At 48.6% G+C, this 12,570-nt stretch carries 13 protein-coding genes and 1 pseudogene; 13 read left to right on the top strand and 1 reads right to left on the bottom strand.

All coding sequences use genetic code 11. The features are described 5' to 3' along the window. The 13 genes and pseudogenes from D3222_RS18895 to D3222_RS18835 all read left to right on the top strand — a co-directional run. Positions 1–673 (top strand): DNA-processing protein DprA (locus D3222_RS18895; protein WP_157975367.1); only part of this gene is annotated, 673 nt, incomplete at its 5' end. A 732-nt stretch (positions 674–1,405) separates the two neighbouring features. Then, positions 1,406–1,681, top strand: a complete 276-nt coding sequence (locus D3222_RS18890; protein WP_232832591.1) for an integrative conjugative element protein, RAQPRD family — start codon at positions 1,406–1,408, stop codon at positions 1,679–1,681. Continuing rightward, positions 1,678–1,914, top strand: coding sequence for a TIGR03758 family integrating conjugative element protein (locus D3222_RS18885; protein WP_118987526.1), 237 nt, complete (start codon positions 1,678–1,680; stop codon positions 1,912–1,914). Before D3222_RS18890 ends, D3222_RS18885 begins: the two co-directional genes overlap by 4 nt. 39 nt (positions 1,915–1,953) lie before the next feature. Further along, the gene (locus D3222_RS18880) at positions 1,954–2,340 is read left to right on the top strand and encodes a TIGR03745 family integrating conjugative element membrane protein (RefSeq protein WP_232832590.1); all 387 of its coding nucleotides are present in this window, start codon (positions 1,954–1,956) and stop codon (positions 2,338–2,340) included. Between the two features lie 18 nt (positions 2,341–2,358). Further along, positions 2,359–2,736, top strand: coding sequence for a TIGR03750 family conjugal transfer protein (locus D3222_RS18875; RefSeq protein WP_118987525.1), 378 nt, complete (start codon positions 2,359–2,361; stop codon positions 2,734–2,736). Continuing rightward, positions 2,733–3,389: a PFL_4703 family integrating conjugative element protein gene (locus tag D3222_RS18870; RefSeq protein ID WP_118987524.1), complete on the top strand. Its 657-nt coding sequence runs from the start codon at positions 2,733–2,735 to the stop codon at positions 3,387–3,389. The genes D3222_RS18875 and D3222_RS18870 overlap by 4 nt, the downstream gene beginning before the upstream one ends. A gap of 89 nt (positions 3,390–3,478) precedes the next feature. Next, complete coding sequence (locus D3222_RS18865; protein ID WP_232832592.1) at positions 3,479–4,309, top strand: TIGR03749 family integrating conjugative element protein; 831 nt, start codon at positions 3,479–3,481, stop codon at positions 4,307–4,309. Continuing rightward, positions 4,299–5,777, top strand: a complete 1,479-nt coding sequence (locus D3222_RS18860; RefSeq protein ID WP_118987522.1) for a TIGR03752 family integrating conjugative element protein — start codon at positions 4,299–4,301, stop codon at positions 5,775–5,777. Before D3222_RS18865 ends, D3222_RS18860 begins: the two co-directional genes overlap by 11 nt. Positions 5,778–5,787: 10 nt before the next feature. Beyond that, positions 5,788–6,192: a TIGR03751 family conjugal transfer lipoprotein gene (locus D3222_RS18855; RefSeq protein WP_198672869.1), complete on the top strand. Its 405-nt coding sequence runs from the start codon at positions 5,788–5,790 to the stop codon at positions 6,190–6,192. Continuing rightward, entirely contained in the window at positions 6,189–9,071 is a 2,883-nt protein-coding gene (locus D3222_RS18850; protein WP_118987520.1) for a conjugative transfer ATPase, read from the top strand. The genes D3222_RS18855 and D3222_RS18850 overlap by 4 nt, the downstream gene beginning before the upstream one ends. Then, the gene (locus D3222_RS18845; protein WP_118987519.1) at positions 9,068–9,478 is read left to right on the top strand and encodes a TIGR03757 family integrating conjugative element protein; all 411 of its coding nucleotides are present in this window, start codon (positions 9,068–9,070) and stop codon (positions 9,476–9,478) included. Before D3222_RS18850 ends, D3222_RS18845 begins: the two co-directional genes overlap by 4 nt. Next, entirely contained in the window at positions 9,475–10,473 is a 999-nt protein-coding gene (locus tag D3222_RS18840) for a TIGR03756 family integrating conjugative element protein (RefSeq protein ID WP_118987518.1), read from the top strand. The genes D3222_RS18845 and D3222_RS18840 overlap by 4 nt, the downstream gene beginning before the upstream one ends. Before the next feature lie 60 nt (positions 10,474–10,533). Further along, positions 10,534–11,481 (top strand): annotated as a pseudogene (locus D3222_RS18835) (integrating conjugative element protein); the annotation flags it as partial. Here D3222_RS18835 and D3222_RS18830 read toward each other — a convergent pair. Beyond that, entirely contained in the window at positions 11,373–12,452 is a 1,080-nt protein-coding gene (locus D3222_RS18830; protein WP_232832589.1) for a Tm-1-like ATP-binding domain-containing protein, read from the bottom strand. The pseudogene D3222_RS18835 and the gene D3222_RS18830 overlap by 109 nt on opposite strands. Between the last annotated feature and the right edge of the window lie 118 nt (positions 12,453–12,570).

The following is a 12,570-nucleotide window of genomic DNA, read 5'->3' as shown; positions in this document are numbered from 1 at the left end:
TAAATATTCTGTGGAGCATTTAGGTGTTAGAGTGCACGGAGCTAGTGAGTATCCTGATAAATTGAGAGATGCTCGTCACCCAATAGAATTATTTTATTATCAAGGTTGGTGGGATTTAGTGAATACTCGGTGTGTAGCTGTTGTCGGTTCACGAAAGATATCTGATGAAGGTCGCCGTAGAACAAGAAAGCTAGTTAAATGTCTTGTGAATGATGGATTTACTATCATTTCTGGCTTGGCTGAGGGAGTAGATACGGTTGCTCATACGACTGCGTTGGAGTTGGGAGGTAACACAATAGCGGTTATTGGTACTCCGTTGTCTCATATTTACCCAAGACAGAATAGTGAGCTCCAAAAGGCAATTAGAGAAAGTTATTTGCTAATTAGCCAAGTGCCGTTTAAACGTTATATTGAGCAAGATTACCGTAGTAATCGTCTGTTTTTTCCTGAGCGTACTGTGACTATGTCGGCATTATCTGAAGCGACTATTATCGTTGAGGCATTTGATACCTCAGGAACGATGACGCAAGCTAGAGCGGCTTTGAATCAAGGCAGGAAATTATTTATACTAGAATCTTGTTTCAAGAACACTTCAATTAGCTGGCCGGCAAAATATGAAGCGTTAGGGGCTATAAGGGTTAAAGACTATGAGGATATTAGGGAACATCTGTGACTTACCGTCTTACAAAAATTGATGAATTGAGTYGTAGAGATCACTACTATCTTGCAGAAGACGACACTTGTTAATTTTATGGTGAATAGGTAGTCACTATAAAACAATGAAAATGGTTATTAAAAACCATTTGCCGCAAGTTCATATTGTGGGTTTATTTGTAGCTAGAACTGTGTGTGAAGCTGAAATCAATTGGTTTGATGAGTGCTAAATAATTCCTCCAATTTAATATCGACTAATTACTTATTAATACCTCTAACACACCATTTAATTACATTTTTTTGTGTCGAATTGTACTTAATTAGTCAAATCTGCCTACAGAAAATATTATCTGTAAAGTTTGAATAAATGAACGCCTAATGATCTATTATACCACTTAATTTCTTTGTTGTATTAGAAAKCMTCAGTTATCAATTCTATTATTTTAATTAGTCAGATGGGGGATATTTATAGTTTTGTATCAACCCTAAATTCAGATATTCAAAATTTTCAAAATCAGATAAACAATTATTCACTGTAATCGTTACTCTTTTTCGTCACTCTGTTGGTATGTATAAATAAGGTTTCATAATTTCGCTACACGTGGTTTTATTCAACCCATTGTTATACATATGGTTTTTAGTAGATAAGGTGTAGCACCATTTTGGAAAGTTATTTATCTACGCTGATTAGAGCAATGCTATGGTTTATTTCCGCTTATTTTCCCATAGTCTTTTTGTCCTGACGATACTCATGAGTTGGTCTGTACTGGCCGGAGAAAAAGATGAACTGGCCACCACACTCARRCAGCTTGACCAGGTGCAGGCCAGTTTGGAACGTGCCCGGGTTTTGGCAGTTCAGGATGGTCAGRCAGACCGTTTTTATTTTGATTATCTRCGTGYTAACCGGGACCTCAATATTATCCGYGAAGGCATTRACCGCTATCTGACACCATCCCGTGCCCAACCAGGGRTTTCTGCGGCTGTGCTGGATGTGACCGGTCAATATCGTCAGGAGCGAATACGGTGAACGAGGTACAACGCAATGCATTCAGGGCTGCTTCCGGCAATCTCGATCCTCATGTGATGCAATTTCTCTGTATCGGTTTACTGATAGCGGTGCTGTTTCTCTGGGCAGCATGGGGAATAGTGGACRTCTGGCAGGGSTGGGCCAATGAAAAGGTACGTGAAGCGGCGATGAACCGTTTTGTCATTCGTGYGGCGTTGTTGCTGGTGATGGCTATCTGGATGTTTGCCAGCTAATCGGTTTTTTAACCTGTAATGGAAAAAAGGGAAAAGGAAATGGATCTGTTAAAGCGGGGATGTCAGTCACTGTTCCGCCTGTTTACCCGTATCAATACCCGTGCAGTGTCACTCTGTGTGCTGGCTTATCTGGTTTGTCAACCCGTGACAGCGGCATTGCCAACGGTTGAACCACCTTCCAGCGGGAGTGGCGGCGGCATTTTTAATACCGTTAAAGGTTACTTGCAGGACGGCATAGTAATAGGAGGGCTGGTCGTTGCCGCGATCGCGTTTATCAATGTAGCGACAGCGGCAATCCATACTTTTTCTGAAGTTCGCAGTGACAGAGCTTCCTGGACTAAATTTGGTGCGATTGTGGTGGTTGGTGTAGTGCTGTTAGTGGCGGTTATCTGGCTGCTGGGCAAATCGACTTCCATTCTCTTTTAACCCCAGGGAAGTGTCAGTATGGTTCAGACTATTCGTTTTTTACCTGATCGTCTTAATGCCGAACCTATCGTGTTCCGGGGATTTACTACCCCAGAGCTGGGCTGGACGGCATTAACGGGACTGATAGCTGGCACGGTCATTGGCTTGTTACTGGCACCAGTAACGGGTTGGGTGATGATACCGACGGTGGCACTGATTGCGCCGTTATTATTGATTGCCTTTGGTGGCAAATACCTGGCCCGGATGAAACGCGGTAAACCGGAGAATTACCTCTATCGGCAACTGGAAGTGAAAAAGCGGCACTATGGTCTGGGTGATCCGTCATTGATTGTCACATCACAATGTTGGGCGTTGCGCCGCAGTTATCGGGTAATAACTAAAGCGAGACGATTATGAGCCGTTTTCGTCATGCGATTCAAGATCGGGACCAGCATATCCTGACGCTACGCGCTGCCTGTGGTGTGCTGGTTTTATTGTTGTTACTGAGTCTGAGTGGCTGGATGATGGCGCCGAGAGAGTTAACCATTCATACGCCGCCGGATGTGCGTAGTGGTAGCACTCGTCCGTGGTGGGAAGTGCCCGTCTCCCAAGTTTATGCCTTTGGTTTTTATATTTTTCAACAACTGAATGCCTGGCCGAAAGACGGGGACGTTGATTATCCGGCGAAAATAGCGGCGCTTTCACCTTATTTGACCCCCTCCTGTCAGGTGTTTCTGGAACAGGATGCTCAAAACCGGTCACAAGTGGGTGAGCTAAAAGATCGCGTGCGGGTGGTGTATGAAATTCCGGAACGGGGCTTTCGTGATAGCAATGTGACGGTGAAGGGCCGGGATAACTGGGTTATCCGGTTAGATTTAGTCGCTGATGAATATTTTCACGCTGAGCCGGTAAAACGGGCACTGGTACGTTACCCAATTAAAGTCACTCGTTGGGAAGGGGATGCAGAACGTAACCCGTTCGGTCTGGCACTGGATTGTTATGACAGCACACCGCAACGGCTGGAAGCCGCATCGCAGCCGGCACCGGCGAAAAAGGGGATATTCCAGTGAAAAAACAGGTACTCGTCGAATTATTGGCATTGACCGCATTATTATTCGCCTGGCTGGTTGCAGTTTCACCCGTTGAAGCTGTGGAGTTGATGAAGTGGGAGCGTATCCCGCTGCCGGTTGTCCTACATATTGGGCATGAGCGGGTGGTTTTTGTGGATAAAAATGTTCGGGTAGGTTTTCCGAGTGCGCTGAATGGCAAATTGCGGGTACAAAGCACCGGTGGCGCAGTGTATCTGTATCCAAGTGAAACGTTTACCCAGACCCGACTGCAACTTCAGGATGTGGAAAGTGGTGAAGTGATTTTGCTGGATGTGACAGCTACAAATGGAAAAGGTCCCTTTGAGCCGGTTCGTGTGGTGTACCACGGGGATGTGACCACGCTGACGGACAACGACCAGGTTCACTACGGTGCCAAAGGGGATAACATGTTAGCAACGTCACCCTCTCTTGCTGGTGAACGTCAGGCCGTCCGGCGTCAAAAACTGTCCTACACGGCTCCGCTGCCGGTGGTCTTGACCCGTTACGCCGCGCAAAGTCTGTATGCGCCGTTGCGTACAGTAGAAGCTGTTCCCGGTATTCACCCTGTATCATTGGCCTTGTCGTCTCGATTGACCACATTATATCCCTCTGCGCCGGTAATAGTCTCCCCGTTAGGGGGCTGGGGGGTGGATAACTTCACTGTGGTGGCACTGAAAGTGCGTAATACCCACCGTGAGAACGTGGTGCTTGATCCACGCAGGTTGCAGGGGCAATTCATATCAGCGACCTTTCAGCATCGTTGGCTGGGACCGCCAGGTACGCCGGAAGACACGACTACCGTCTATTTGGTGGTGAAAGGTCGGCCTGACCGTGCCTTTCTGCCCGAACCGGTGAGGTCAAAAATGCCCATGAAGCAACAAGGAAATCCCCATGCAAATTAAGTCAAACGGCTTGGTGAAATGGGTCGTGCCTATTTTTGTTATCGCGGGATTAGCGGTGGGTATAAAGAGTTGCCGGCAATCTAATACCTCTGTTAGTCAGGCAGTTAATAATCATGCACTGGTGGAGTTGTCTCCTGGGGAGTTACGTACATTAGGTATTGAGGGAGACACCCCGGAAGACACATTGCGTACTCTGATCGGTGCCTTGCGTAGTATCCGTGTTCAGCAGGCGGCATTGGAAAAACAAAATGCACAATTACTGACTGACAATGAGAAATGGCGAAACGGGAGTCAGAGCATGACTGACCAGATTAACCAGGCGGTAGCGGGCAACCGCGAAGAAACAGAAAAGCAACAGCAGGTATTGAAAGCGGAGCAGCAAACGCTGTTCAGCCGACTTGACCAGTTGACCCATCAGTTAGGCAATAAAAGCATCAGTACAAACATCCCTCTGGTTGAGCGTGATATTCCGCTGGGATTAGGATTGGACGATACCGGCCAAAATACGACCTCAGGCGGGGACCGGTTGGTCTGGATTACCCCACAGGATACGTTACCGGTTGACTCACAGGTTGCAATGAGCGGGCAGCCAGCGACTCCCCGTTTCCCAGTGTCATTTTTGGAGGACAATGCATTGAGCCGTCAGAAAGTGGAATATGACGGTATGACTAAAAATCAGCGAGCCATTACCGATAGTCATACAAACGAGACTGTCTGGCCCGTTTATACCCTGCCCGAGAATACGACGCTGGTCGGCAGCCAGGCGATGACTGCATTATTAGGCCGGGTACCGGTGAATGACAAAGTCACTGACCCGTATCCTTTTAAAGTACTGATTGGTAAAGATAACCTGACTGCCAACGGCATTGAATTGCCGGACGTGGAAGGCGCGATTGTTTCTGGTACGGCTACCGGTGACTGGACCTTGTCTTGCGTGCGCGGCAATGTCACCTCTTTAACTTTTGTCTTTGCAGACGGTACCGTCAGAACTGTGCCGAAATCGGATAATCGCACCAATGGCAGCCATCACGTTCAGGATAATAACGGCGGCGGTATCGGCTGGCTATCTGACGACAACGGTATTCCGTGTATCAGCGGTGAACGTAAATCCAATGCACCCAGTTACTTACCAACCTTATTTGCTCTTTCTGGTGGCACAGCTGCGGGTGATGTGTTGTCGCAAAGCCAGCTAACCACTCARTCCAACGGTTATGGCGGTGCGACRTCATCACTGACCGGGGATGCCGGTAAAGCGGTTTTGGGGCAAGCCGCTGCCGGAGGATTTAAGGCCGTATCCGAATGGGTCAAAGCTCGTTATGGCCAAACTTTTGATGCCGTTTACGTACMGCCGGGTGCCAGAGTAGCCGTGCACATTACCCAGCAAATACCGATTGATTATGAAGGGCGGGGACGCAGGGTGAAATATAACTTTGGTCTTGGACAGGAGGTCCGTGATGGTCTGGACTGAGAAAACGAGCATGAATAAAGCGCGAAAAATAGTGATGTTGGTGGTGATAACGATCCTGACCGGTTGCAGCACGTCTAAAGAAGAGATGCTTCCGCCGGGAGACAGCACAATGTTAGCTCTGTGGCAGGGAAAAGCCTCGTCGTCACAGACTACGATGAAGGCCCGTAAAACACTGCGCCGGGAGCTGAACGAACGGGAACAGCAGGCTACGCTGAATTACACGGAAAGTTATAGTCGTACACAGGAAAATGAAATCAGTCAGACTTTCCCTCGGTTACCCAATCCGGACATGGTGATGTATCTCTTTCCACATTTAGTTGCGGGGAACACGCCAGTACCGGGATACAGCACGGTGTTTTCGTTCTACAACCAGGTGCAATATGCTTTGCCGGGTGAACGGACGGAGGCATTGTGATGTGGTCGCTGTTGAATAAAGTCCGCTTGCGTAAACGGAGTAATCTATCGGAAGTTTTGGGTGAAACTGAGGTCATACTACCGTCGTCTTCTACCGTTGTTGGGCGTGAACCTTTGAGGCGTCCCGGTAAAATGACCAGCACGGATGAAGCTGCGTTGTATGACACTTGGCCGTCTATCATTGATTACCTGCCTTGGGCCGAATATTTGGACGATGAAAAGTGCTTGTTGCTGGATGATGGTCTTTCAGTCGGTGCTATTTATGCTGTTTCCCCGGTATCGACAGAAGGACGCCCCTCTGCCCGTCTGGAAGACATTCGTGACCAGGTAGAAGATGCGTTGCAAGACAGTCTGGAAGACGATGACGTATCTCCCTGGGTAGTACAGTTTTTTTGTCAGGATGAGGATGATCCCGCGTTATATCTGACACAACTTCGTCAGTATATTAAACCTTGGGCGCAGGGTTCAGCCTTCACTGAAGCTTGGTTGGCTGAAACCGAACGTCATCTGAAGGGGATAGCCCGACCAGAAGGGCTGTTTAACGATTCATTGGTGACTGGTCAGTCCTGGCGGGGACAGCAACGTCGTACCCGGATGGTCATTTATCGTTGGGCCCCTGTCGGACAGAAAGAAAGCTTGCTACCCATTGTGTTGCTTAATCAGGTGTGTGACCGACTGACAGCTTCTCTGGCGAGTACAGGTATTTTGTGCCAACGACAAAATGGTGAACAGGTTCATCACTGGTTACTGCGATTATTCAATCCTGATCCAGATTGGATAGACAAAGCGACGTTGTATCAGGCAGCGAGTTATGCTACCCCACAGGCTGGTGAGAGGAAGCCAGATAATGATTTCACGGAAACCTTGTGGTTTACCCCGCCACGTTCTGACGTGAAAAACGGTGTATGGTGGTTTGATAATATTGCTCACCGAGCGGTACCGGTTGAACGGCTGCGTCGTCCACCAGAGCCGGGAACGCTGACCGGTGAAATGGTCAGAGGGGAGAATATCAATGCACTGATGGACTTATTACCCTCAGGAACTATTGTTTCGCTGACTGTGGTCGCACAAGCACAAGACACGCTAGAACAGGATTTCGACCGGTTGTCAAAAAATGCCGTGGGAGAAAATACTGAATCAGGGAGAGTACGTTCAGACGTAAAAGAAGCTAAGGCACATCTGGGGCTGAGACATAAACTGTGCCGTTCTGCACTGACCTTTCTGTTACAGGGGGCTGATGTTGACGATTTGAACCGTCGGCATCAGCAACTGGCCGCAATCCTGTTGGTATCGGGGTTGCAGCCGGTCAAACCCGAATGTGACGTAGCGCCGTTAAACGGTTATCTGCGTGCTTTACCGATGTGTTTTAACCCGCAACGAGACAAACATCACTGGTATACCCGGTTGACTTGGATGCAGCATGTGGCTGGGTTGTTGCCAGTGACAGGGCGGGCGACCGGCACAGGCAACCCGGGTCTTAGCTTTTTTAACCGGGGCGGTGATGTGCTGACATTTGATCCGCAAAATAAACATGACCGTACCCAGAATGCGCATCTGTTGCTATTCGGGCCGACTGGTGCTGGGAAGTCGGCTACGCTCTGTGCGAGTTTATCGCAGTTGATGGCGGTGCACTGTCCCCGATTATTTGTGGCGGAAGCGGGCAACAGTTTTGGGCTGTTTGCCGATTACTGTCAACGCCTGGGGCTGAGTGTCAACAAAATCAGCATTAAACCAGGTTGTGGTGTCAGTCTGGCGCTGTTTGCCGATGCCCACCAATTGCTTCAAGTGGCATCTTATCAGTTGGATTTGGAGGGTGAAAGGTCGGCAGAGGAAACCGCAGATGACGAGGCCGATGAGCAGCGCGATATCCTGGGAGAAATAGAACTTGCGGCGCGCATGATGATCACCGGTGGGGAGAAGAAAGAGGAAGAACGTCTGACGCGGGCGGATCGGGGCATGATACGTGAAGCCATCATGATAGCGGCGAGAGCCAGCTTTGATGACGGCCGACAGATGATCGCGGAAGATTTGCAAAATGCATTGTCTGTGATTGCCCGGGACAGCCGGCGGGATGAACAGGGGAGAGCATTGTGTACCGAACAGCGTCGGGCCCGTGCTGAAGAGATGGCGGGGGCGATGTCAATGTTCACCAGTGGTTTTGAGGGGGAATTGTTTAATCGTCCGGGAACACCTTGGCCAGAAGCAGATGTAACGCTAATTGATCTCGGTACGCTGGCGCGTGAAGGATATAGTGCGCAGATGGCCTTGGCGATGGTGTCTCTGGTCAATACCATCAACAATATGGCGGAACGTGATCAATTTGATGTAAGGGAAATTAATTTTGTCGTGGATGAGGCGCATGTTCTGACCACTAATCCGTTATTGTCACCTTATATGACCAAAGTGGTCAAGATGTGGCGAAAATTAGGCGCTTGGTTGTGGCTGGCTACTCAGAATTTGGCGGACTATCCGGATACGGCTGAGAAAATGCTCAATATGGCGGAGTGGTGGTTGTGTTTGACAATGCCGCCGGATGAAGTCGAACAGATAGCGCGTTTTAAAAAGCTTTCTGAAGAACAAAAATCGGTGTTGCTATCAGCCAGCAAACTCCCGGGTTGTTACACCGAAGGCGTGGTGTTGTCGAAAAAAGTGGAGGCGTTATTTCGGGTGGTGCCGCCCAGTGTGTATCTGGCGCTGGGCATGACGGAGAAAGAGGAAAAGGCAGAGCGCAGGGCGATTATGAAAGCGCTTCATTGCAGCGAATTGGATGCCGCTTTTGTTGTGGCGAGAAGGCTGGACCGTGCCCGTGGTCTGATATCTGGGGAAGTGGCGGATGGGCGTGATGAGGATCTCTTATCCATGCAGGAGTGCAGGCTATGAATATCAGGGTATTCTGGGCGCTTTTCCCGTGGTTAATACCGGTATCCGTGTTTGCCAGCACAGTGATATATACCGACACAAGCCATCCACCGCTCAATGCTGATCAAAACGTCCAAGTTGTGTACCTAGATAAGCCAGAGCAGTTGCAATCACAGTTATTCAGTAAGCTGTCTGCTGATCCTCAACAGGCAGTCAAACAGGCCCGTCAGATTTTGCAGTCTCCATCGTGGCATCAACAGGAGCGACATATCAGTCAGGCTTATCAGGGGTTACTGAATGCTTGGACTCTGGGCCTTAAGAAGTTCCCGGCAGTGGTTTTTGATGATGATTATGTTGTGTATGGTACGACAGACGTTAGACATGCCCGGTTAATTTGGGATACCTATCAGCGGGAAAAACAGCCATGAAGTCTCTGGATTTACCGTCATTAACATGGCATTCCCGGCTGAAAAAGTGCGGCATAGTCCTGCTGTTAACGGTTGTTCTGGAGCCCGTGGCCGTTGCCAGTGTGAATACGGCCCAGATTGTGGCCAGTGCCGCGTCAGTATCGTGCATCAGTTGGCGGATAAAAGGTCTCTGTTACTGGCTGCTGTGTTCTCCCTGGGGATGCAAAGTGCGTACCTCGATAAAAGTTGAACATTTTATTCCTCAGGCCGTGGTCTCCGTCTATAACGCGCCTGGCGGTAATCCCTGGAAAGAAATGTCTCTGGTCAGCCAGACTGTTGATGGCGTGGAAAATACCGTAACGAGAGCACTTTCTGGGATAGCCGTGGGCGGCGGTAATCATCAGCTGAAAATCCCAGGCAACCGAAAGAACAATCTGCATTTTAAATATGCTGATGCGATTGGGCATCCGGCAACTTCAATAATGGGCGGGAAAATTTCGGGGTATGCGTGTAAAAGTGTCGCCACGCCTTTTATGCCTTACTTTTTAAGTACTCTGGACAGCCTGGTTTGGCGGACAGGTGTGCCAGAGTCGTTTTATCCCGAAGCGCTGATTCCTGGTAAACGTGAACTGGGTTATTCGTTTCGGGGCAATATGTGGGGCAATATTTATCCGCGAAGCGGGTTTGTGACGCAACAGGATGAGGATAAAGCGGCTGCGGTGGTAGCGCAACGGGTAGCTGACATTATTACCCGCACAGGACAGGGGCATGTTTATCAACTCCTGAAAGGGAACCGCAAACAGGGTTACTGGCCACCCGGCGAAGTCGTTGAGAATACGGGTAACCAAAATCATCAATGGCAACGTATAGCGCCTAAAATGAGCGCATCTTGTGCTGTTTTTCCGGATAACCGCGGGGAAGTGGCAAAGGACGGGAATTATGTCTTTGCATTGTGGCAACCCTATAGTTGTTGTCAGCGGCGTGGACAGACTTTTCTCTACAGTACAGATTTTTGATACTGGGATCATGGGATGAGACAACGATTATTTTTGCCGGTATTGGTAGCACTGGCGTTTATGAGTGTTCCTGTTGTTCAGGCGGTAAGTTTTGCCATTGCGGACAGCCCGATAGGTTACGGGAAAAGCATGAATGGCGCTGTATCGGACAAACTGTTTTACAACATTGGTGGCGGATCAGTGATATCACAGCCGGCGACCCGCAGCAATCTGCAACATTTGGGCGGATTAAACCTCGGTTGGAGCAGTGACCTGATGTGCGGTAACTTTGATTTAAAAACGACGGTAGGGAATCAGCTTAATGGCCTGACTTCGGGTTTTAAAAACCTGATGGGCGAAGTGATACAGGGAGCTACTGGGGCCGTAGCCAGTTTGCCGGCAATGGTTATCCAGCGTGCTAATCCGGGATTATATGAAATGCTGACCAACGGTGTATTACAGGCAGGCATTGCATTCGACAAATCACAACTGAGTTGCCAGAACATGTCACAGCGTATGATGGATTTTTCCGATAGCAGTAAATGGACTAAAGCGGCGTTGATGGAGGAATACAAAACGTTGGTGAATACCGGCAACGGTGATGCGGTTGGCACGACACAAAAAATGGAGGTTGCAGACGGTACACAAGGTTCAAACTGGATAGGGGGTGAAAAACGGGGAGGAAAAGGGCAGAAAGCGATTCAACCTATCCGGGATTTGGCGAAAGCCGGCTTTAATATGATGAACAATCTACCGACGAATAGCCATGCCAATGTCAGCCGTGGTCAATGTAATGGTGCTGCGTGCCAGAAATTCAAGAACAGTGAAGAAGCTGCCGCCGCAGTAGTCAGGGTGTTAGGTGATCGTTCGGTTCGTACCTGTACTGACAGTCGTCAGTGTACCAGTGGTGGTACCGAAGATCAGCCAGGTGCGAGTGTCGCTGGGACGGGGTTTGCGCCGATGCTGGAAGAGGCTACCAGAACCAACATTGAGCAATTGATGAAACTGGTCAGCGGGGAAAATGCGCCTATCCAGATACCAAGCTGATAGTTTTCTTCAGGTGTGGTTCGCATCAATGTCACCTGAGAATTGTGCTCAAAAAACAGCCTGTTGCTGTAACGTTCTGGAATCGTGTCCTTTGCGCCAAAGTTAACTATGTCCAAAGCACCAGCACTGCCAATCCACGGAATGCTTTTTTTTGCAATGACGTCTAAACGTGTGTCAGGGCAATCCAAGACGCCCCCAAATAACAGATCGGCAATTTCGGTTAATGTAATATCTAAAACACAAACTAATTTGCCGTCCTTAGCCAATTTTTCCATGCTTGTTCCACCATTGCCGGTAGCATGAAAAGCCAGGCAATCGTATTGAGTATTTAATTCAGTAGTGAGCTGATTAATGCACGGAGTCGTCATACCAAACATCGTTAACCCTAAAGCGGGTTTATGAATATCAGCCAATGGCGTAAAATAATTGACAGAACCCGCCATCATGTTTGCAGCATTAGACAAGACTGAACGAGAAATACGGTTTAGTCCGTTGAGATCGGTTACCGTATAAAGCATGGCAATATCGCTGGCTCTAACGTAGGCTGAGACATTCCCTGACGCCATAGTTGATACCATGATTTTAGGCAAACCGATCGGCAGGCTTTGCATAGCCGGAGTAATCAGCGCTGTTCCGCCTGAGCCGCCGATACCAATCACCCCCGCAATATCGTCGATTGAACTGTTCAGGAAATTCGTGAGGGCGACAGACATCGCTGTTATCGCTTTATTCCGCACGCCACAAAAAACGGAGTCAGCGCCAGAGGGATGATACTCAGCCACCTGAAGTGAATGAATATCTATCTTTTTATTCTGATGATTTTTCCCGGGAGTTGATGTAGACACATCAATGATGATTGAATCAACTCCGGCGAGGTGTAAACAACATTTCAGCCAGGCCAGCTCGTCCAGTTTTGTGTCTGCTGTGCCAACGACAACCACAAATCGTGTCATAGTGTTCACCCCATGCGACATACCCAGTTCAAAGATGGATGTAAACCTATTGTAATATTTTACAACATGCAAGTTACTTTTTATCATTAGTGATATTTTTTATTATTAATGCTATACG

Source organism: Photorhabdus sp. CRCIA-P01 (genome assembly GCF_003545805.1).
Classification (GTDB): Bacteria; Pseudomonadota; Gammaproteobacteria; order Enterobacterales; family Enterobacteriaceae; genus Photorhabdus; species Photorhabdus antumapuensis.
The sequence above is the reverse complement of the archived record's forward strand: the minus strand, read 5'-3'. Positions and strand labels throughout refer to the sequence as shown.

What these genes read in the sequence shown, in the direction of transcription:
- D3222_RS18830 (WP_232832589.1), bottom strand. Translation starts at nt 12,452, where the DNA reads ATGACACGATTTGTGGTTGTCGTTGGCACAGCAGACACAAAACTGGAC.
- D3222_RS18870 (WP_118987524.1), top strand. Translation starts at nt 2,733, where the DNA reads ATGAGCCGTTTTCGTCATGCGATTCAAGATCGGGACCAGCATATCCTG.
- D3222_RS18880 (WP_232832590.1), top strand. Translation starts at nt 1,954, where the DNA reads ATGGATCTGTTAAAGCGGGGATGTCAGTCACTGTTCCGCCTGTTTACC.
- D3222_RS18840 (WP_118987518.1), top strand. Translation starts at nt 9,475, where the DNA reads ATGAAGTCTCTGGATTTACCGTCATTAACATGGCATTCCCGGCTGAAA.
- D3222_RS18865 (WP_232832592.1), top strand. Translation starts at nt 3,479, where the DNA reads ATGAAGTGGGAGCGTATCCCGCTGCCGGTTGTCCTACATATTGGGCAT.
- D3222_RS18875 (WP_118987525.1), top strand. Translation starts at nt 2,359, where the DNA reads ATGGTTCAGACTATTCGTTTTTTACCTGATCGTCTTAATGCCGAACCT.
- D3222_RS18845 (WP_118987519.1), top strand. Translation starts at nt 9,068, where the DNA reads ATGAATATCAGGGTATTCTGGGCGCTTTTCCCGTGGTTAATACCGGTA.
- D3222_RS18855 (WP_198672869.1), top strand. Translation starts at nt 5,788, where the DNA reads ATGAATAAAGCGCGAAAAATAGTGATGTTGGTGGTGATAACGATCCTG.